Origin of the sequence: Hymenobacter sp. AT01-02 (genome assembly GCF_000961955.2) — a bacterium.
Classification (GTDB): Bacteria; Bacteroidota; Bacteroidia; order Cytophagales; family Hymenobacteraceae; genus Hymenobacter; species Hymenobacter mucosus.
In genome coordinates, this window is record NZ_JZIR02000001.1 from 18679 (window position 1) to 39648 (window position 20970).

Annotated in this window: 19 protein-coding genes, 1 tRNA gene and 2 pseudogenes; 10 read left to right on the plus strand and 12 right to left on the minus strand. The window is 54.8% G+C overall.

The window, feature by feature from the left end:
• The first annotated feature begins 7 nt into the window (after positions 1-7).
• Together VI25_RS00095 and VI25_RS00100 are read left to right on the plus strand one after the other, a co-directional pair.
• On the plus strand, positions 8-796 hold the full coding sequence (locus VI25_RS00095) for a DUF3050 domain-containing protein (RefSeq protein ID WP_045687383.1): 789 nt from the start codon (positions 8-10) through the stop codon (positions 794-796).
• A gap of 79 nt (positions 797-875) precedes the next feature.
• Positions 876-1214, plus strand: coding sequence for a hypothetical protein (locus VI25_RS00100; RefSeq protein ID WP_045687382.1), 339 nt, complete (start codon positions 876-878; stop codon positions 1212-1214).
• Between the two features lie 96 nt (positions 1215-1310).
• On the opposite strand, the gene VI25_RS00105 is transcribed toward VI25_RS00100, so the two are convergent.
• Positions 1311-1931, minus strand: coding sequence for a hypothetical protein (locus VI25_RS00105; protein WP_045687381.1), 621 nt, complete (start codon positions 1929-1931; stop codon positions 1311-1313).
• Positions 1932-2143: 212 nt separating this feature from the next.
• Between VI25_RS00105 and metG the strand changes: the two are divergent.
• Positions 2144-4191: pseudogene (metG, locus tag VI25_RS00110) on the plus strand (methionine--tRNA ligase).
• Between the two features lie 100 nt (positions 4192-4291).
• On the opposite strand, the gene pth reads toward metG, so the two are convergent.
• From pth to VI25_RS00130, 4 genes are all read right to left on the minus strand, one after another.
• Positions 4292-4855, minus strand: coding sequence for an aminoacyl-tRNA hydrolase (gene pth, locus VI25_RS00115; protein ID WP_045687380.1), 564 nt, complete (start codon positions 4853-4855; stop codon positions 4292-4294).
• 192 nt (positions 4856-5047) lie between these two features.
• The gene (locus VI25_RS00120; RefSeq protein WP_045687379.1) at positions 5048-5620 is read right to left on the minus strand and encodes a 50S ribosomal protein L25/general stress protein Ctc; all 573 of its coding nucleotides are present in this window, start codon (positions 5618-5620) and stop codon (positions 5048-5050) included.
• A gap of 152 nt (positions 5621-5772) precedes the next feature.
• On the minus strand, positions 5773-6702 hold the full coding sequence (locus VI25_RS00125; protein ID WP_045687378.1) for a ribose-phosphate pyrophosphokinase: 930 nt from the start codon (positions 6700-6702) through the stop codon (positions 5773-5775).
• 88 nt (positions 6703-6790) lie between these two features.
• Positions 6791-6866, minus strand: a tRNA-Gln gene (locus VI25_RS00130).
• Between the two features lie 266 nt (positions 6867-7132).
• Between VI25_RS00130 and atpD the strand changes: the two genes are divergently transcribed.
• From atpD to VI25_RS00150, 4 genes are all read left to right on the plus strand, one after another.
• On the plus strand, positions 7133-8638 hold the full coding sequence (gene atpD / locus VI25_RS00135) for a F0F1 ATP synthase subunit beta (RefSeq protein ID WP_045687377.1): 1506 nt from the start codon (positions 7133-7135) through the stop codon (positions 8636-8638).
• 107 nt (positions 8639-8745) lie between these two features.
• On the plus strand, positions 8746-8985 hold the full coding sequence (atpC, locus tag VI25_RS00140) for an ATP synthase F1 subunit epsilon (protein ID WP_045687376.1): 240 nt from the start codon (positions 8746-8748) through the stop codon (positions 8983-8985).
• Between the two features lie 301 nt (positions 8986-9286).
• A complete protein-coding gene (locus VI25_RS00145) occupies positions 9287-10408 on the plus strand; it encodes a trans-sulfuration enzyme family protein (protein WP_045687375.1) in 1122 nt (373 codons plus the stop codon).
• Positions 10409-11122: 714 nt separating this feature from the next.
• Positions 11123-11821 (plus strand): hypothetical protein, encoded by a 699-nt coding sequence (locus tag VI25_RS00150; RefSeq protein WP_152981427.1) that lies wholly within the window; start codon positions 11123-11125, stop codon positions 11819-11821.
• 158 nt (positions 11822-11979) lie between these two features.
• Here the strand turns inward: VI25_RS00150 and VI25_RS28745 are convergent.
• From VI25_RS28745 to VI25_RS00170, 3 genes and pseudogenes are all read right to left on the minus strand, one after another.
• Positions 11980-13117 (minus strand): annotated as a pseudogene (locus VI25_RS28745) (DegT/DnrJ/EryC1/StrS family aminotransferase).
• A gap of 174 nt (positions 13118-13291) precedes the next feature.
• Entirely contained in the window at positions 13292-13669 is a 378-nt protein-coding gene (locus VI25_RS00160) for a hypothetical protein (protein WP_055562153.1), read from the minus strand.
• A gap of 231 nt (positions 13670-13900) precedes the next feature.
• Positions 13901-14554, minus strand: a complete 654-nt coding sequence (locus VI25_RS00170) for a sugar transferase (RefSeq protein WP_045687401.1) — start codon at positions 14552-14554, stop codon at positions 13901-13903.
• 83 nt (positions 14555-14637) lie between these two features.
• Here VI25_RS00170 and ispE point away from each other — a divergent pair, with 83 nt between their 5' ends.
• Positions 14638-15450, plus strand: coding sequence for a 4-(cytidine 5'-diphospho)-2-C-methyl-D-erythritol kinase (ispE, locus tag VI25_RS00175; RefSeq protein WP_045687400.1), 813 nt, complete (start codon positions 14638-14640; stop codon positions 15448-15450).
• 73 nt (positions 15451-15523) lie between these two features.
• On the opposite strand, the gene VI25_RS28110 is transcribed toward ispE, so the two are convergent.
• From VI25_RS28110 to tgt, 4 genes are all read right to left on the minus strand, one after another.
• Positions 15524-15910: an EamA family transporter gene (locus VI25_RS28110; RefSeq protein ID WP_316934203.1), complete on the minus strand. Its 387-nt coding sequence runs from the start codon at positions 15908-15910 to the stop codon at positions 15524-15526.
• 2 nt (positions 15911-15912) lie between these two features.
• Positions 15913-16458, minus strand: a complete 546-nt coding sequence (locus VI25_RS28115; protein WP_316934204.1) for a DMT family transporter — start codon at positions 16456-16458, stop codon at positions 15913-15915.
• Between the two features lie 108 nt (positions 16459-16566).
• On the minus strand, positions 16567-17643 hold the full coding sequence (locus VI25_RS00185) for an LptF/LptG family permease (RefSeq protein ID WP_045687372.1): 1077 nt from the start codon (positions 17641-17643) through the stop codon (positions 16567-16569).
• Between the two features lie 156 nt (positions 17644-17799).
• The gene (gene tgt, locus VI25_RS00190; RefSeq protein WP_045687371.1) at positions 17800-18930 is read right to left on the minus strand and encodes a tRNA guanosine(34) transglycosylase Tgt; all 1131 of its coding nucleotides are present in this window, start codon (positions 18928-18930) and stop codon (positions 17800-17802) included.
• A gap of 201 nt (positions 18931-19131) precedes the next feature.
• On the opposite strand from tgt, the gene VI25_RS00195 reads away from it, so the two are divergent.
• Together VI25_RS00195 and VI25_RS00200 are read left to right on the plus strand one after the other, a co-directional pair.
• A complete protein-coding gene (locus VI25_RS00195; protein ID WP_052694983.1) occupies positions 19132-20232 on the plus strand; it encodes a glycosyltransferase in 1101 nt (366 codons plus the stop codon).
• On the plus strand, positions 20223-20846 hold the full coding sequence (locus VI25_RS00200) for an RNA polymerase sigma factor (protein ID WP_045687369.1): 624 nt from the start codon (positions 20223-20225) through the stop codon (positions 20844-20846). The genes VI25_RS00195 and VI25_RS00200 overlap by 10 nt, the downstream gene beginning before the upstream one ends.
• Positions 20847-20970: the final 124 nt, after the last annotated feature.

Consider the following 20970-nt stretch of genomic DNA (forward strand, 5'->3'; position numbering starts at 1 on the left):
CTGTCTTATGACCACTCAAGTTCATTCCGATTCCATTGCCAAATTGCAGCAAGCACTGGCACCCGCCCGCCAGCAACTGGTAGCCCACGAGGTGTACAAGTCGTTGCATTCCTTGGACGACCTGCGCGTATTTATGCAGCATCACGTGTTTGCCGTGTGGGATTTTATGTCACTTTTGAAGGCCCTGCAACGCGAGCTAACGTGCGTAGAAGTGCCTTGGGTGCCACGCGGTAATCCGGCCACGCGTCGTTTGATCAACGATATTGTGCTGGAAGAAGAAACTGACGTAGACCCCGAAGGAAACCCAGCCAGCCACTTTGAGCTTTACCTGCGCTCCATGCGCGAGTGTGGCGCCGATACCGCACCCGTTGAGCAGCTACTAGCTGCCCTGGCGCAAGGTGCTTCCGTAGCCGATGCCCTGGCGCAGGCCAACGCCCCGGCTTCGGTGCAAGCCTTTGTGCTCGATACGTTCCGTATTATCGATTCTGGCAAACCGCACGCCGTAGCTGCTGCTTTCACATTCGGGCGGGAAGATGTCATTCCTGATATGTTCCGTCACCTTGTGCATGACCTCAACCAGCGCTTCCCCGGCCAACTCGATACGTTCACGTACTACCTCAACCGCCACATTCAGCTTGACGAGGAAGTGCATACGCCCCTGGCTCAGCAAATGGTGCGCGACTTATGTGGCGACGACGCCCAGCGGTGGGAGGAGAGCCAGCAGGTAGCCGTAGGGTGCATGCAGGCTCGCGTGGCGCTGTGGGACGGCATCCGGGCAGATCTAAGCAAAGCATAAGGGTAAGACCAACTTCCGCGCCGCCAACTCGTTAGCAAAGAAGCTAGCCCGCGCCGGACTGGCTTCTTTGTTTTTAATCATGAAATCCGCCGCTACCCTTTATCTCGCGCTGGCTACGCTGCTAGGCGCGTGCACCACCTCGCAGGAAACATCTACCGAAGAAAACGCCGTGCGACGGACGCCAACCCGTATCCTAACGGACGCCGACCGCCAGGCGGCGTACAATAGCAATGCTGGCTACGGGGGCTCCGTGCCAGATGCAACGCCGGGGCGAGTACAGCTAGGCCAGCAAGCCAGTGGAATCAACTCCCGTAAGCGTCCTGAAACATTGAATACCAACGATAACAACACTAGCACCCCCGAAACTCGCCTGCGGCGGGTGAACGGTGCGCCTATTGATACGCTACAGTTGCCATAGCTACAGCTTGTAGTAAGTGGTTCAAAACGCACAAGGCCCGCCATCTGAAAGGATAGCGGGCCTTATAGTTGTTTACTAGCTGCTAGCTACTAGCTACTACGCATTGGTGTCTTCAGGGACAGCAGCGCCGTTCGACGATGGCGTCGCGTCGCTCGATGCCACGGGGGTAGTTGCTTTACGCGCTGCCGCCGACCGATTGCGGTTGCGTGGGGCGGTTGGCTTGGGTGGATTGGCTACCGTAACGCCAGTAGGTTTGGCGTTAGCCACTCCTGCGCGCCGGGCAGCTGGCTTGGTGGGGCTGCTCGGCGTCGTGTCGGTAGCTACTACCGGAGCCGTAAGTGAAGAAATGCTGTCAGAAGCAGCCAGCGTACCATTCTCATGGTGTCCAACGATAGAATGGAGTGCCTGCTCAAATAGTTGCTCCATGTCTACATCGAGGCGACGAGTAGCATCTTTCACTACTTCCTTCAACTTAACTTTGGTATCCTTACGAATGCGTTTCACCACTTCTTTGATGCGAAGGTCCAACTCCTTTTGAAGTTGCTTAGCAGCTGCCTTGAGAGCTTTCTTTTGGCTAGACTTCTTGGCCGTGCCTTTGTCGGAAAGGGTTGCTGATGTGGATGCAGCGGCTTTAGCAGCTTTGCGCTGAGCTTTTTCGCTTGGGTCTTTTTCCTTCTTCGCCTTCTTGGCTACTAGTTCCTGATCTGTGTTTTTCATGGGCGTATGAAGTGAGGGGGTAGGGAAGTGCTACTGCCAATACGAATAAACTCCACGGTAAGCTGCCCAAATATAGCAGTATTCACTTCCTGCCTCGTCCGTTGGAGGGCTCCCTGCACCTTTCCTCTTTTTTACTCGTTCCTTTGTGTTCGGCTGGCCCACTGGGTTAGCCTGTTTCTGTGCTTACTTCGGATTATCCGACTTCCTCTCTCATGCCTGGTACCCCCCAACGCTACACGGTTACGGCTGCGCTGCCTTACGCCAACGGCCCCGTTCATATCGGCCACCTGGCCGGCGTCTACTTGCCCGCCGACATCTACGTACGCTACCTGCGCGCTCAGCAGCGCGATGTCAAGTTTATTTGCGGCTCCGATGAGCACGGCGTGCCCATCACCATTCGGGCCCAGAAAGAAGGCGTTACGCCCCAACAAGTGGTAGATAAATACCACGCCATTATCCGCGACTCGTTTCAGGAATTTGGCGTTTCCTTCGATATCTATTCCCGCACCTCGTCTACAACGCACGCCGAAACGGCCAGCGGCTTTTTCAAGCAGCTTTACGAAGACGATAAGTTCATTGAGCAAACCTCAGAGCAGTACTACGATGAAAAGGCCGACCAATTTTTGGCCGACCGTTACATCGTGGGTACCTGCCCGAACTGTGGCAACGACAATGCATACGGCGACCAGTGCGAGAAATGCGGCACTTCCCTCAGCCCCACGGAACTGATTAATCCGCGCTCCATGCTCTCCGGTAACTCGCCAATTTTGCGCGAGACCAAGCACTGGTACTTGCCCCTCGACCAGTACGAGCCTTGGCTGCGCGAGTGGATTGTGGAAGGCCACAAAAACGACTGGAAAACCAACGTGTACGGGCAGTGCAAAAGCTGGATTGACCAGGGCCTGCACCCTCGCGCCGTAACCCGCGACTTAGATTGGGGCGTGCCCGTGCCCGTGTCAGGCGCCGAGGGCAAAGTGCTGTACGTGTGGTTCGACGCGCCCATTGGCTATATATCGGCCACTAAAGACTTGCTGCCTGGCGACGCCTGGAAGCCGTATTGGCAAGACGCAGGCACCAAGCTAGTGCACTTCATCGGCAAAGACAACATCGTGTTCCACTGCATCATCTTCCCGGCGATGCTCAAGCACATGGTGATTACATCTTGCCTGATAACGTACCCGCCAATGAGTTTCTAAACTTAGAGGGCGACAAAATCTCTACTTCGCGCAACTGGGCAGTGTGGCTGCACGAGTACTTGCAGGACTTTCCCGGTAAAGCCGACGTGCTACGCTACGTGCTGTGCGCTAACGCTCCTGAAAATAAGGACAATGACTTTACCTGGAAGGATTTTCAGGCCCGCAACAACAACGAGCTGGTAGCCAACCTGGGCAACTTCGTGAACCGAGCTTTGGTACTCACGCACAAGTTCTTCGCGGGTAAAGTGCCGGCGGCCGTTGGATTTACTACTGAGGATGAAGACGTACTGCGCCAGCTCGGCGAGTTTCCTGCCCGCATTGGGGAGCTTATTGATAACTACCGCTTTCGTGATGCGCTCAATGAGCTAATGAACCTCACTCGCCTCGGCAACAAGTACCTCGCCGATACGGAGCCTTGGAAGCTTATCAAAACGGATGAGGCCCGCACGGGCACCGTGCTGCACGTAGCTCTGCAACTGGCCGCTAGCTTGGTTACCCTTATGGAACCCTTCCTGCCTTACTCGGCCGAGAAGCTGGGCACCATGCTGAACCTGGAAAAAGGCGCGTGGTCTGCGGCAGGCCGCCCCGATTCGCTAGCTACGGGACACCAACTGGCGGCAGCAGCACTGCTCTTCGACAAAATTGAGGACGCTACCGTGGAAGCTCAGGTGCAGAAGCTTCTGGACACTAAGAAGGCAAATGAGCTGGCGGCGGCCGTAGCTGCCCCCGCCAAGGACGACGTGAGCTTCGAGCAGTTCCAAACGATGGACCTGCGCATTGGTACTATTGTGGCAGCCGAGAAGGTAGCTAAAACCAAGAAGCTGCTGAAGCTAAGCGTAGATTTAGGGTTTGATGAGCCTCGCACCATCGTGTCGGGTATTGCGGAGCACTTTCTCCCAGAGGCCCTAGTAGGCCAGCAGGTGCAAGTACTGCTCAACCTAGCTCCGCGCGAAATCAAAGGCATTCAAAGTCAAGGCATGCTCCTGATGGCTGAAAACGCCGATGGCTCTCTGAGTCTGATGCAGCCTAGCAGCCACGTACGCCCCGGTTCGAGCATCGCATAGGTCTGTTCTTATTGGCACGGCGCCTAACTCACCTGCTCCTGACAGTACACCGTCAGGAGCAGGTGAGTTAGGCGCCGTGCTATTTCCTGTCGATAAGGAGCTACTTTACATTAACTACGTTCATGGCTCGCTCAAGGCCTACCGTACCGAACAGCAGCACCGCTTCGGCTGCTTTTTCTAGGCGAGTAGCTAGTTCAATCTTTTCATCGTCGGAGAAAGGGCTGAGCACATAGTCTACCTGCCGGCCTTTGCTGAAGGTAGCATCAATACCAAAACGGAGCCGGGCGTACTCGTCGGTGCCAATGGTTTCTTGGATGTGCTTGAGGCCGTTTTGTCCACCGGCCGAGCCTTTGCCTTTCAGTCGTAACTTCCCAAAAGGAAGAGCCAAGTCATCTGTTACCACCACCATCTGCTCCTTCGGAATTTTGAGGGTACTAAGCCAGTGCGCTGCTGCTTTGCCGCTCAGGTTCATGTAGGTGGTAGGCTTAGCCAGCACAAACGTGTGGCCTTTGTGCTTAATTTCGGTAGTGAAAGCGTGGCGCCCAAGCTCAAAGCGCGCTTCGTGCTTTTGCGCCAGGTAGTCGCCTACCATAAAGCCCACGTTATGCCGCGTATCGGCGTACTCTGGCCCAATGTTGCCTAGGCATAGAACAAGAAACTTCATATCACGGAGTTAAATGGAGTGTTGACGGGTATGGGCGCACTAGCCCAGCATAAGCACGCGAGGAATAGAGTAGCCTTGCTGTAAACCCTGTATAAAAAAAGCCGCCCTGCAAGCAGGACGGCTTTTTCGGTAGCGGAGAGAGCAGTAGGCGCGAGTTGCGTAGTCCCTGCTGCATCCCAGCCATTTCGTGATTTATTTCTCTGCCTGCAGCGTGCCACGCAGACCACGTGGAATGGTCACAGTAGCAATAGGAGCCAGCGGGTTGGTGAGGATGGTGTAGCCTTGTGCTTCTACCTTGTTTACTTTGATCGACTTGCCCAGGGCCAGGTCGGAAATATCAACGGGAACAAAGTCGGGCAGGTTATCAGGAGCCGCCTTCACTTTCAGCTTACGCAGCTTGCTTACCAGCTTACCACCAGCCAATACGCCGGGTGATACACCTACGAAACGTACTGGTACGTCCATTTTCACTTCTTTGCCTTCCTGCAGCTCCAGGAAGTCAACGTGCAGTAGCATTTCGTTCACAGGATGGAACTGAGCGTCTTGCACGATAGCACGACGGATGTCGCCTTCGATGTTCAGCTCTACGATGTGTACTTCGGGGGTGTACAGCAGTTCGCGGAACAGAATGGCCGGAGCCGAGAAGTGCACTTGCTCGCCAGCGCCATACAGTACGCACGGTACGTAAGAATCCAGGCGTAGCGCTTTGGCATCCTTCTTACCGAGATTCGCTCTTTTAAACCCTACAATCTCGAGGCTTTTCATAAACGTGTTCGTTTGAAGATAAAAATGCTTACCCACAGCAGGTAAACGGGCCGCAAAGATAGCCTTTTTGCATTAGACTACCTACCCACCTCTATTGAAAGATAGTTTAGCAGGTAGCCACTACCCAATACAACTAGTTGGGTAGGTACAAACTAGACGAACAGTGAGCTTATAGACTCGTGCGTTACTACGTTGCGGATAGCTTGGGCAAACAGGCCAGCAACTGAAATAACTTTGATCTTGGGGTTCTCCTCCTTGAGCGGGATAGTATCCGTAATTACTAGCTCCTCCAGGGCCGAATTACGGATGCGCTCATGTGCCGGACCGCTCAGCACGCCGTGGGTAATCACCGCCCGCACTGACTTCGCGCCGCGCTCCATCAGGAGTTCAGCAGCCTTGCAAATAGTGCCAGCCGTGTCCACGATATCGTCCACGAGCACTACGTTCATGCCAGCTACGTCGCCAATTACTTGCATTGAAGCAATTTCGTTAGCCCGCAAGCGCATTTTGTCGCAGACCACGATTTCGGCCCCGAACTTCTTAGCGAAGGCGCGGGTGCGCACTACCCCGCCCACGTCGGGTGAAGCAAAGATGAGATTATCCAGGTTGAGCGACTTAATGTAAGGCGCCGTCACAGTGGCACCGTCCAAATGATCTACGGGAATATCAAAGAAGCCCTGAATCTGGCCTGCGTGCAAGTCGCAAGTCATGAGACGGTCGGCTCCTACGCTCTGAATAATGTTGGCTACTACTTTGGCCCCTATGCTTACCCGTGGTTTGTCCTTCCGGTCTTGCCGAGCGTAGCCCATGTAGGGCATTACTATGTTAACCTTGTAGGCGGAGGCTCGCTTAGCTGCATCTACCATCAGTGCTAGCTCCATCAGGTTTTCGGCTGGTGGGTTAGTACTCTGAATCAGGAATACGGCGCAGCCCCGAATGCTCTCGTTGAAACTAGGTCCGAGCTCAGTATCGGCGAAACGCTGAAGGCTGAGGTCGCCAAGTGGCGTACCGTAGGCGGCGGCAATCTGAGCACCCAGTTCGCGAGAGGCATTGCCCGCGAAAATTTTTACCTGCTGTGACATGGGAAAGTAAAAGGGAGAGAAACAGAAAAAGCGAAAGGCGCCGATTCTTCCAAGAAGGAAGACTCAGCGCCTTTCGCAGGTGTGGTAGTGGTTGTCCGACCAGGGCTCGAACCTGGACTTTCTTGAATCAAAATCAAGCGTGTTGCCGGTTACACCATCGGACAATTTCCCGTACGGTTCCGGTGTGGGAGTGCCGTTTGGTTCTGCAAATGTACGGCGGCTTTTATTCCTGGCAAGTTTTCGGCAAAAAAAATTTCTAGTTGAGGAGGGCATAGCAGGGGTGAAAAGAGGGTTTTTGCCTGATTTTCAGGCGAAAAAAGTGTAAAAAAAACTTGCAAAGCCCCACCGTGGGTACCCTTGGCAATGCAAGGATTAAGCCGTAGTTTTGCGGCCTGAAATGTTGCAACCCATCCCATACAAATAAGACGTAATGGCGAATACCGGCAAAATCACCCAGGTTATTGGTCCCGTTGTGGACGTGAGCTTCGCGGGTGAAGGCTCTAAGCTGCCCAACATCCTCGACGCCCTCGAAGTGACGAAAGACAACGGCCAGGTGGTAATCCTGGAGTGCCAGCAGCACCTGGGCGAGGACCGTGTGCGTACCATCGCTATGGACTCGACCGAGGGCCTGACCCGCGGCGCAGAAGTACGCGATTTGGGCGCTCCTATGTCGATGCCCACGGGCGAAGGCATCAAGGGCCGCCTATTCAATGTAATTGGCCAAGCCATCGATGGCATTCCCCAACCGAAGAGCGACGGCGCCTTGCCTATTCACCGCTTGGCTCCTCCCTTCGAAGATCTGGCTACCTCGTCGGAGATTCTCTACACGGGTATCAAAGTAATTGACTTGCTCGCTCCGTATGTGAAGGGCGGCAAAATTGGTTTGTTCGGTGGTGCTGGTGTAGGCAAAACCGTACTGATCATGGAGCTGGTAAACAACATCGCCAAGGCCTATGCTGGTCTGTCGGTGTTTGCTGGCGTGGGCGAGCGTACCCGCGAAGGCAATGACTTGCTGCGTGAATTCATTGAGTCGGACATCATCAAATACGGTGAGGAGTTCAAGCACTCGATGGAGCAAGGTGGCTGGGACCTCACCAAAGTTGACGAGAATGAGCTGCTGAAGTCGCAGGCTACCCTCGTGTTCGGTCAAATGAACGAGCCCCCCGGAGCCCGTGCCCGCGTAGCTCTGTCGGGTCTGACAGTAGCCGAGAACTTCCGTGACGGCGACGGCACTGGTGCTGGCCGCGACATTCTGTTCTTCATCGACAACATCTTCCGCTTTACCCAGGCTGGCTCAGAAGTATCGGCTCTGTTGGGCCGTATGCCTTCGGCCGTAGGTTACCAGCCCACGCTGGCTACCGAAATGGGTGCCATGCAGGAGCGTATTACCTCTACCAAGCGTGGTTCTATCACCTCGGTACAGGCCGTATATGTACCTGCCGATGACTTGACTGACCCGGCTCCGTCGACGACGTTTGCCCACTTGGATGCTACGACCGTACTGAGCCGCAAAATCTCCGAGCTGGGTATTTACCCCGCCGTAGACCCTCTGGACTCTACCTCCCGCATTCTGGACCCTGCCGTTATCGGTAATGAGCACTACAATGCTGCCCAGCGTGTGAAAGAGATTCTGCAGCGCTACAAAGAACTGCAAGACATCATCGCCATCTTGGGTATGGACGAACTCTCGGAGGAAGACAAGCTGACGGTAACTCGCGCCCGCCGTGTGCAGCGCTTCCTGTCACAGCCCTTCCACGTTGCTGAGCAGTTTACCGGCCTGAAGGGTGTACTGGTTGACATCAAAGAAACCATTATCGGTTTCAACGCCATCATTGATGGTAAGTATGACCACCTGCCCGAAGCTGCTTTCAACCTCGTTGGTAACATTGAGGACGCGGTAGCCAAAGGCGAGAAGCTGATGGCAGAAGCCAAGTAATTTCTTCTAGTGTGGGGAATGTGCTACCGAGACAAGCCTAGTCGGCTTCAACGCTGCCTACCCAGTAGTACATTCTGCACCTTGCTACATCTCTCACATTAGAAAAGATGCATCTGGAAATCATCACGCCCGACCGGAAAGTATTTGAAGGCGAGGTTACGTCGGCCCGGTTCCCGGGTGTCGATGGGCTGTTTGAGGTTTTGAACAACCACGCTCCGCTGATTTCAGCTTTGCAAGCTGGCGACGTAGTGCTCAATGGTGGCACCGACTCTTTCCGCATCGAAGGCGGGGTAGTAGAGGTGCTTCGCGATAATGTTATCGTACTAGCTGAAGGCGCTTCCGTTTAAGCAGTTCGATTGAATACCTGACTTGTAAAAGCCCCGTAGCCATTCTTGGCTGCGGGGCTTTTCGCGTCTGATGGGAAATGCTGAACACGGAGGAAGCAGCCAGTTTTCAGTTGTATTAAGTGGTTAGTGAGACGCTACAAATGACTTTCCCTGGGAGTAACTACACTAACTGCCGCAGTCAATCGGTGGATAAGTGTGCGGTAAACTTTAGCTTGCATCGTCGTTGAGTCTGGGACGCTTTCCACATCAAAGGGAACACACATGTTGCCCGACTCGCGTTGCCAGCTTACCTGCCCGCCTCATGGAAATTCATCCTAAGATTACCCCCATTTACCAAAGCTCTGTTTTCAAGTTTGAAGACCTAAATGAGCTGGAACAGTATTTCGGCGAGCCAAGCAGTCGGTACATGTATTCTCGTAACGGCAACCCCAATTCCGACGAGCTAGCAGCGGCCGTTAACCGTCTGGAAGGCGGGGCGGGGGCCGTAGCAACGGGCTCGGGCATGGCAGCTATTTTTGCCGCGTTTATGGCCTTTTGCCAAGCCGGTGACCATGTGCTCTGCGCAGCCGACATCTACGGAGGCTCGTCTAGCTTACTGAATGCCGAACTGAGCCGGTTAGGAATTAGCGTCACCTACGTTCCTTTCGAGCAACTCAACGACCTAACCTCTTTTGTGCAGCCTACTACCCGGCTGCTGCTAGTGGAGACGCTGAGCAACCCACTGCTGCGGGTGGTTGATTTGCGCCAAGTAGCCGCCGAGTGCCACCGCCACGAGCTGAAGCTGGTCGTCGATAATACGTTTGCTACCCCAGTGCTAACTCGCCCTCTGGAACTCGGCGCCGACATTAGCCTGCATAGCGTAACGAAATACATTGCGGGCCACTCTGATGTGACAGCGGGCGTAGTAGTGGCAGCTGACGCTGATATAGCTGCCCGCCTTAAGCAAATAGGTGCTTTTTATGGTCTTACGCTAAGTCCTATGGAAAGCTGGCTGGCGGTGCGCGGATTGAAAACGCTACGCCTGCGGGTGCGTGAGCACAGCCACAATGCGCTGGCCGTTGCTACCTTTTTGGCTCAGCACGCAGCAGTACGAGCGGTTTATTATCCGGGACTGACCACACATTCACAGCATGAGCTAGCCGAAGCGCAAGGAGCAGGGCTCTTCGGAGGGATGCTGTCTATACTGCTGGCTGACGACGCCGAAGTTGTAAATGGCTTTATGCGCCGTAGTCAACGTTTCCCTTTTGCGCCTTCGCTGGCCGGCGTCGATTCGTCTATGTCCTATCCGCTTGGTACCTCACACCGCTACCTTACCCCGGAGCAGCAGGCCGATTTAGGTATCAGCACGGGCTTGGTGCGCCTATCGGTGGGTATCGAACCAGCAGAAGAATTGCTGGCTGACCTAGCGCAAGCTCTGGCCTAGCGGCGGGCACATAAGCAAGCTTATATTCCATAGCACTGCAAGCTGATGGGCACGCTGCTGTTTATAGTGATTGTATGGTTTCTTAGCCAAAAGCACTACAGGGATAACCTCAAAGAGAACAACATCTATTCAGCTGTAAGGACACTTGTTGAGATACTCCGAGTTATTACCGTTGATCGATTTCCAGTTATTGAAAGGATCGGCAACGGAGTAGAAAAAGGTAGGAGCGCTATTGCTGCTTTCATTGACAAAGGCACAGCTTACCTGACTTTCTGTTTAGGTTGGCTTTGGGTGCTATGTCTCATCTTTACGGTAATCGAAGTCCTCACTCCGCTTGAGTTTACTAGCTCCTATGTGCGTAGTGCGGTGCATTGCGGGCTTTGGTTACTGTTGCTCTCCGCCGCAAGTCATTTCGGGTGGTCCTCTACGTGGCCAATCCGATTGTGGCTTGGTTCTTTCTTGATAGTAGGCTTTGCTATCATGCTAGCGTTAGTACCCGGTGGCCTCGCGTTGGTTTACCAGGGAGCTAACTTCTTCCTCCCCTTAAAAAGCTGGCGCACTTCGTACGTGTACTTTCGGCGGGGCAATGAAGTGCTAGTAGATCAAAAAAAGTGGGGATGGGGAATAGGAGATACTACCTACCGCCGTGTGGTATTGCATCCCATATCCCCTCTTTTTAATAGGGTAGAGCAGTGGCCCTATCCCACAAGCACTATGCCACCGCAGCCAGATGGGGAAGGGTGGGCAGTAGTCAATAAAAAGGCCGCTGATTTCAGCATCGACCCAACAGAGCAGCGCAACCTGGATGTTGCCAAGGAACTAGAGCGGCAGTGCTGGGCAGACCGGCGCCGGGTTGATAGTCTGGCTCTACGCGGGCAATTGCCATTGCAGGCCCGAACATTACCTGCGGTTACTCAGCAGGGTGCCAACACCGTTGGGTGCTTAGCTGGCGAGGAAGTGTGGTGCAACTACTTAGTTTTGGCTAAGCCGGGAGAACGTCGGCAAGCAGGTGCCGTGGGGGTAGTAGGCGAGAAGCCGGCCGATCAGAAACACTTTTCATTTATGCTATCGGCCATCATGCGGGTTGGTCGTACTTACCGCACCATCAACTTGGTACTACCAGAAGTGCATGGGCTAGGTACCTATAAACTAGGTAATGACAAGTATGAAACCACCTCACCCATGGCTGCCCACTTAACGCTGAGTGATACTAAGCAAGTAAAATATTCCACCACTACCGACCACTACACCACTGTTCGGCGCTTTCCCAGCACCCTAACCATCACCCGATTTGATACCACAGCACGAGTGATTTCCGGCATCTTCCGAGGAAGCGTGTGTGATATAAGTAAAAACGGTGGCCCAATCCCCGTGACACAAGGCCGCTTCGACGTTCACTATTATAAAGAATAGCTAATTATAGACTGGGTTCTTGATGATAGGGAAGAAAAAACAGCCTCACCGTAACATAAAAGCACTTTTGCTTTATACTAAGCGAAAGTGCTTTTGTGCGTTTAAAACTATCAAATGAACCTTTTGTACTAATTAGGCGGCTGACTGACAGTAGAAAACTAGACGATGGCTTGGATAGCGTGGGCAACTCGGCGCAAATCGGCCTCTTCCATAGCGGTACCGGAAGGCAGGCATAAGCCCCGTTGAAATAGATTGGTACATACCTCGCCCCCGTGCATAGGAGCAGTAGCAAAAAGTGGCTGCAAATGCAGGGGCTTCCAGAGAGGTCGGCTCTCAATGTTATGATTCTCGAGGTGCAGACGGAGTTGCTCAGGGGTTACCTCCGTTTCAGCTGGGTTCAGCAGGATGGTAGTGAGCCAGCGGTTAGAACGGGCGCCATTGGGCTCCGTGGGGCCAAAAGTCAGGCCTGGCACAAACTTAAGTTGCTCCCGATACCAGGCGTAAATTTCGCGGCGTTTCTTCACGCGGTCCTCCAGCAGCTCCATCTGGCCCCGCCCAATGCCAGCCAGTAGGTTACTGAGGCGGTAGTTATACCCAACTTCGGAGTGTTGGTAATAAGGGGCTGCATCCTTTGCCTGCGTGGCCCAGAAACGGGTCTTTTGTGCCCACGCGGAATTGTTAGTAACCAAGGCGCCGCCCCCGCTAGTGTCAGGATTTTATTGCCGTTAAAAGAGAAGACGCCTACATCCCCGAAGGTGCCGAGGGGGCGCCCATCGTAACGAGCACCGAGGCTTCGGCCGCGTCTTCCAGTACGGGTATTTCGAATTCAGCGGCCAGGGCCAGCAATTCACGCAACTTGGCGGGCATGCCGTAGAGGTGCACCAAGAGGAGGGCTTTGGGGCGGCGGCCTTGTTGGCGTAATTGCTCTAGGGCTTCCCGGAGCCGCTGAGGGCACATATTCCACGTATCAGCCTCGCTGTCGATAAATATGGGAGTAGCACCCAGGTACAGCACAGGATTTGCTGTAGCCACGAACGTGAAGGACGGACACAGAACTTCGTCGCCGGGGCCAACTCCCAGTAGCCGCAGGCCCAAGTGGATGGCTGCTGTGCCAGAGGTGAGGGCTACGCAGTGTTCAGCGCCCGTAAATTCGCAAATATCACGTTCGAATCCATCAAGGTTTGGGCCGGCGGGAGCTACCCAATTATCCTCAATAGCTTTGTGCAAGTAGTTGAGTTCGTGCCGACCAAGGTGAGGAGGCGAGAGATACAGTCGGTCGTAGTCCTGGCTGCGCATGAAATAAAGGGAATAGAGTAGCGCAACCTGCTGCTTACTAGGGGCGCCTAAGCACAAAAGAATGGGTATGAACTTGCCGTGTGAAGCCCACGGAGCAAGGTGGCTATGCGTGCTGCTTGATTGATTGGGCAGGCACTCCTACGGCCGTGCAGTTCGCAGGTAGGTCGCGCACGGCTACTGCGCCGGCGCTACCACCGTGTTCCTACCCACCCGCACTTGGTTGATAACTGTGGCATTGGTGCCCAAGTAAACACCGGTTTCCAAGTGCGCTTCGCCGCCCACGTTGGCATGGGGCATCAGGGAGCAGAAATCATTCAATACCGCATCGTGGCCCACCGTGCAGCCCAAGTTGAGTAGTACATGCTGGCCCAGATGAATATCACAAGTCAGGATGCATCCCTGGCTGATGATGCTACCTTGCCCGATGCGTATGTGCTGATAGTCGGCGCGGGCGACGCTGGGGTGAATCAGCGTCGCAAACGTGAGATGCCTGGATGTGAGGCGTGCTACTACTGCGGCCCGGCTACGGCTGCTACCCACGGCTACCACCACGTGCAGCGGTTCCGTTTGGGTATTCAGTGCAGCAACGGAGCCAGGTACGGCAGACCATGAATAGTAGGCGCAGTTGGGGTGCGGTCGTCGTAGAAGCCGCTATATTCCAGCTGGGAAGCACTTGGTTGATTTGCCGGGCCAGTACGAGCACTTCGCGGCCTAGCCCGCCCGCCCCAACAATAGCCAGGCGCGGTAGAGCAGAAGCGGGGCTAGATTGGGTAGAAAATATACTCATGCAGTAGGTGACTGATCGGGCGGGGAAGAAGAACCCGTGAAGGCCGTGGTAGTAGCCTGGCCGGGTGCAGTAATGCCATGGGCCCTAAACACCCCCCCAATGGTGCGGGCCAGAATGCGTAGGTCCAAGGCAAATGAGAGATGATCCACATACCACACATCATAGGCAAACTTTTGCTCCCAACTGATGGCGTTGCGCCCGTTGATTTGGGCCCAGCCAGTGATGCCGGGCCGAACAGCGTGGCGGCGAGCCTGCTCCGGTGAGTAAAGCGGTAAGTATTGCTCTAGTAGGGGCCGTGGGCCAATCAGGCTCAGGTCGCCGCAAAGAACGTTCCAGAGCTGGGGCAGTTCATCAAGGGAGGTGGTGCGCACCCAGCGGCCGAGGGCAGGTAGGCGTGCCCCATCGGGTAGGAGTTGGCCCTGTGCATCGCGCTGGTTGGTCATGGTCTGGAGCTTATAGAACATGAATACGCGCCCGTGCAAGCCAGGGCGCTGCTGCCGAAACAGCCAAGCACCGTTGTTTTGCACGGCTAGGGCTGCGGCTAGTGGTAGCAGCAAGGGTACGGCCAGCAGGAGCAAAGGAGCTGCCAACGCTACGTCGAGTAGGCGCTTGCCACGGCGGGCGTACCAAGAAGTTGCGGTGGCAGACATGAAAGCAAAAATACGGGGAAATGTGCTGGGCATTTGACTTCGGCAAACGGGGCTTTAGCTTGCGCTACATTCTGCTTATTCTTATGCTCGTCTTCCCCAACGCCAAGCTCAACCTCGGTCTCTATATCACTAGTCAGCGCCCCGATGGTTTTCGGAACCTGGAATCGGTGTTTGTGCCTTTGCCCTGGACGGATGCCCTGGAGGTAGTGCCGGCCGCTGAAACTACCCTAAGCTTAACGGGCATACCAATTCCAGGTGAGCCAAGCACAAACCTGTGCCTGCGGGCCTATGAGTTACTGAAGGCCGATTTTACTCTGCCGCCGGTGCACCTGCATCTGCACAAAGTAGTGCCCATTGGAGCGGGCTTGGGTGGGGGGTCCGGCGATGCAGCCTTCGCCCTGCGCGCCCTCAATGAGTTGTTTGAACTGGCTCTACCTCCCGAAACGCTGGAAGCCTACGCGCGCCGCCTGGGCTCCGACTGTGCTTTCTTTGTTCGCAACAAGCCGGTATTTGCTTATGAGAAGGGCGACGTTTTCGAAGACATCAGCCTCAACCTGACCGGTACGGCCTGTAAGGTGGTGTATCCTAACATGCATATTAGCACTGCCGAGGCGTATGCCCGCGTGCAGCCCCGCACGCCCCGTCATGATCTGCGCGCCGCTTTAGTCCAACCCGTAGAAACCTGGCGCGAAACAATCAGCAATGATTTTGAGGATGCCTTGACGCCCTACTACCCCGTGCTAGGCGAGATCAAGCAGGCGCTGTATGCGGCAGGTGCCGCCTACGCTAGCCTTTCCGGCTCCGGTTCGGCGGTGTACGGGCTGTTTCCGGGCCAAGAGCAGCCCCCATTGATGCAGCTGCCAGCGGCGTATCAGGTCTGGGACGGAAGGCTGTAGTAGTGGTGCGTGTGTCAGCCGTAGCCTGCCACGTAGGCAACTGCCCTCGCACACGCACCGGCTTACGCCATTCTTATCCCACCAACACGTCAACAGCCTCTTTCCGGCGCAGGCGGCGCTGATTCCACTGGTCCAGTACCGGATGAATCAGCACGCTCAGGAGAATAACGATTGTGCCGAGGTAGAAGCCGGTAGAAAGCTTTTCTTGGCCGAAGCCGGGAATGCGCAGGCTGTACATGATAACGGCTAGCACAATGCCATACACGGGCTCTAAGTTGATCGTCAGGTTTACAACGAAAGCCGAAATGCGCTTCATCAACTCTACCGAAGCGGAGAAGGCATATACCGTGCACACACCCGCTAGTAGTAGCAGCCACAGCCAGTCGTATTGGTGCAGGGCAAGTTGGAGGCCAACGCCTTGGGTAAAATAGCGGCTATAGATGGGGAAGAACAGCGCCACGCTCAGGCAGCTCCCGCCATTTCGTAGAACGTAAGCCGCAGCGGCGAATGGCGCTGCACCAGCTTGGAGTTGAGCACGCTAAACAGCGCCGATAGCCCCGCGGAGCCAATGGCCACGAGTAGTCCTGCTAGTTGTCCAAGTTCAGCCTGCGACACCAGGTAGAGCCCTACCATGGTGAGCAGGCCCAGGCCTACCTCGTAGAACCGCACCCGGCGCCAGAGCAGCAACGGCTCCAGCAACGACGTCCACAAAGCTAGCGTGGCCAGGCCAGCCAAGCATACACTAACGGAGGAGAGGCGGGCCGCCAGGAAAAAGGTAATCCAGTGCACGGCTACTAGTGAGCCCACACCCAATAGCCGCAACGCTTCGCCCGCCGGTATGCGCCAGCTTTGCCCCCGAACCATTAGCAAAGCCCCCATGCCCACGGTAGCTAGCAACGTCCGCCAGAATACTAGCTCCACCGGCGGCACTGAAATGAGCTTGCCCAAAATGGCTGTGAAGCCCCAGAGCAACACAATGAAATGCAACCGTACGTAGTCTTTGAGCATAGGGGAGGAGTAAACGAATCAGGATAGCGGAAAAGCCCGTGCCTGGGGTAGCACAGCTAGCAAAACTAGCCTACCAGACTTCCCCGCGTGTGGTCTTAGGTCGCTTGCCTAGCGTGGAACAACCCGGTACAGCACCAAGCCAATGGCGGTAAACACAATGCTAGGAACCCACGCCGCCAGAAGCGGCGGTAAGGAGCCTACCTGGGCTAGGTTACGACTCAGAATTACAAAGATGATGAAGACGAAGGCCAGCACGAAGCCCAGCGCAATTTGCCCGCCCACGCCGGCGCGGCTTTTTCGGGAACTCATAATCACCCCGATGATGGTGAGGATGAACATGGCGTAGGGATAAGCGTAGCGCTCATACTTGTCGCTAAGGTAGACCTGCGTGTCGTCGGCCCCACGGTCTATTTTCTGCTGAATGTAGTCGTTGAGTTCTGGTAGCGTTAAGGTTTCGCTCAGGCGGTAGGTGCTGGCAAAATCCTTGGGGTAGAGATTTAGAGTAGTATCGCGAGCGGGAATGCTCAGCAAAGTTTCTCTCTCGCCCTTGAAGGTGCGTACCAGTTGGGGGGTAAGATGCCAGGCATGTTTGGTAGAATCCCAAGTAATGGCCTCCGCCGTCATACGTCGTTTCAGTAGGGTGCCTTCTACCGTTTCCAGCGCAAACTTGTACCCTATATTATTCACGTTGTCGTAGCTTTCCATGAAGGCGTAGGCGTTCGGCCCAATCTTCATGTGCACGTTGCGGCCGCTAAACCGGTAGGGATTTTTGATGTACGCCTTCTCGAATGCCACCCGGGTTTTGTTGGCAATTGGAATCAGCCAGCCCGTCATGGCCATGGTAAGAGCGCCCAGAATGGCACTACCCATAATGTAGGGTAGTAAAAAGCGCTTGAAGCTAATGCCCGACGCCAAAATAGCGACTACCTCGGTGCGCGAAGCCAACTGCGCCGTCACAAACACTACGGCAATAAATACCGTGATTGGGGAGAGCAAGTTGGCGAAGTACGGGAACAGATTGACGTAATACTCCGATACTATTTGCCACGCTCCCAAGTCGTGCTGAATAAAGTCGTCGTTTTTCTCTGTGAAGTCAATCACGCAGATAACCGACACCAGTAGCACCACCGTGAAGAAAAACGCGGTGAGAAACTTCTTAAGAATGTATTTATCGAGCAGCTTCATGGAAGGCAGATTACTGCTGTTGTAACGAATGGTGCAGGTGTAACGTGCGTGGCGTGCGGAGCTATATATACCGGCCGGTCAGTAAGGCCAGCAACGCCTAAACTAAGAGTTCATGGGCACCTTAGCCGACCAGCACAAGGCCATTCTATCTGACAATTACAACCGCGTCATTACTTGCTTTACCATCCGCTCTTTCCACTCGCGGAAGGTACCGGCCAGAATCTGCTGGCGGGCTTGCTTCACGAGCCACAGGTAGAAGGTGAGGTTGTGGATGGAGGCAATCTGCGGGCCCAGCATTTCCTTGCTGTGAAAGAGGTGGCGCACGTAGGAGCGGGAATAAAACGTGCTCACGTAACCGCCTAGCTCCTCGTCAATAGGCGTGAAGTCATCGGCCCACTTTTTATTGGCAATGTTTATAATGCCTTGGGTTGTGAACAGCATGCCATTGCGGGCGTTACGAGTGGGCATCACGCAGTCGAACATATCTACGCCCAGCGCAATGTTTTCGAGGATGTTGGCCGGCGTGCCTACCCCCATCAGGTAGCGCGGCTTATCCTGGGGTAGGATGTCGCAGACGATTTCCGTCATCTCGTACATCATCTCCGCTGGCTCGCCCACGCTCAGGCCACCAATGGCGTTTCCCTCACGTCCTTGTTCGGCAATAAACTCTGCCGACTTCACGCGCAGGTCTTTGAAGGTGCTACCCTGCACAATGGGGAAGAGGGTTTGCGAGTAGCCGTAGTGGCCCTCCGTGCTGTCGAAGCGCTGAATGCAGCGCTTCAGCCAGCGGTGCGTCATATCGAGGGAACGAGCCGCGTAGTCGTACTCGCAAGGCCAGGGCGTACACTCATCGAAGGCCATGATGATGTCGGCCCCGATGGTACGCTGAATATCCATTACACCCTCCGGCGAAAACAGGTGCTGCGAGCCGTCGATGTGGGAGCGAAACTTTACGCCTTCCTCCTTGATTTTGCGCGTGCCGCTAAGGGAATACACTTGGTACCCGCCTGAGTCGGTAAGGATAGGCCGGTTCCACCCGTTGAACTTGTGCAGCCCGCCCGCTTTCTGCAGCACATCTAGGCCGGGGCGCAGGTACAAGTGGTAGGTATTGCCGAGGATAATTTGCGCTTGTATATCGTCTTTCAGATCGCGCTGCTGCACGGCCTTTACGGTGCCTGCAGTGCCTACAGGCATAAAAATGGGCGTTTCAATGGCGCCGTGGTCGGTGTGTACTACACCAGCGCGGGCCTTGGTGTGCGGGTCCTGGGTTACTAAATCGAAAGTCATGCGCTGAAGAAGGTTTCCGTAGTGGGTTGCAGCAGGCGGTAGCAGAAGAACAGCGCTGTTTGCAGGCCTATAGTGCTCCTACTGCCGCCGACCGGGCGAAAACCGGCGTTAGAAAACACAAAGGTACTCTGCCCACCCCGAATGCCTACTTTTGTAGACTAATTCACCTCTTGCGCTTTGCCCTTCCACCTTTCCCCAGCTGTGTGGCTGCTGTTACTGTGCACAGCCGTGCAGCTTTACTACGCCGCCTACTATTTCTTGCCTTTTGCCCGGCGCCCACCTGAGCCCACCACTAGCCCTGCTGCCGCCGAGCCTTTATCTGTGCTAGTGTGCGCCCACAACGAACTAGAAAACTTACGCCGCCTGCTGCCCTTGCTACTGCAGCAAGACTATCCGGCGGGCTTTGAGATAATACTCATTGATGACCGCTCTACCGACGATACATTCCTGTATGTACAGCAACTCACGCAGTACTACCCGCACGTCCGATTGGTCACAATTACGAACACGCCCCACGGGTTGTCGCCAAAAAAATATGCGCTTACGCTGGGCATCAAAACCGCCCGCCACGCGTGCATGCTATTCACCGATGCCGACTGTATTCCAGCCACCAATCAGTGGCTCAATCACATGCAGCGGGGCTTTCGTCGGCCCGCCGATGTAGTACTCGGATACTCGGCCTACGTCGCTGAACCGGGCTTTCTAAATCAACTCGTCCGTTTTGAAACCTTGCTGACGGGTGCACAGTATCTGTCTTTCGCATGGCGTGGTCGGCCTTATATGGGCGTGGGCCGCAACCTTGCCTACACCCGACAGGTCTTTCACCAAACGAAGGGGTTTGCCTCACACATCCGAAGCCTTGGCGGCGACGACGACCTGTTTGTGCAGGACGCCGTGCAGCAAGGCGCGCGGGTGGCTGTGGTGGCCGAGCCAGGGGCTCACACCCTCAGCGAAGCCGCCCAAACGTGGGGAGCCTGGTGGCGCCAGAAACGCCGACATTTGTCGGCGGGCAAGCGCTATCGGTGGGCCGATCGGGTGCGACTGGGAAACTTTATTGGTACTAATCTGCTTTTTTATTTCACGGCAGTTAGTCTACTGTTTTCCCAACCCGATTGGATACCTTTGGCTGTGGTATGGAGTGTACGCACCGTTGCCGTGACGGCAGTGTACTACCAACTCGGCCGTCGGCTCGATGAGCGGTTGCCTGTAGCGTGGCTGCCCATCCTCGACGTCGTATATTTTTTTAATTATCTCGCTCTGGGAATTTCGCTGTTCCTCTACCGCACTCTCCGATGGAAGTAAACAATCAGGAAATACAGAAGCAGTTTTCTGCGAAGGCCAAGCACGACTTTAAGCTCATTCGGGCCGCCGTGGAAGATGGCAATGAAAAGGCGTATGCCGAGCTCATGCAGATCTACAAGAAGCCGGTGTATCACGTCGTCTTGAAGATGGTGCGTAACCCCGACGATGCCGAAGACCTGACCATCGAGGCATTCGCCAAGGCTTTCAAAAACCTGCACAAGTTCAACCCAGAATTTGCCTTTAGCACCTGGTTGTTCCGCATTGCCACCAACAACTGCATCGACTTTATTCGCAAGAATAAAATCAAGACAATGTCGATTGACTCGGCCATCAAGATTGATAACGGCGACGAAATCACCATCGACTTCCGGGACCAGAACCTGAACCCACAGGAGTCGGCCATCAAGAACCAGAAAATCGAAATTATGCAGCACGTGGTATCCCGGCTGCCCGAGAAGTACCAGCGCCTGGTTACCCTCCGCTATTTCGATGAATTGAGCTACGAAGAAATTGCTCAGGAACTGAAAGCGCCGCTTGGCACCGTGAAAGCCCAACTGCACCGCGCCCGCGAGTTGCTCTATGACATGGTGAAGAACAAGAAGGAAATCATCTAAGCAAAAAAGCCCCGGCGCAAGTCGGGGCTTTTTTTTGGTCAATAGCCGAGAAGATTGAGCGGTTTAAGCAATATTATTTGTGCTGCACCTCTGCTCGGCCTCATGATGCAGTAGGGAGTAAGTT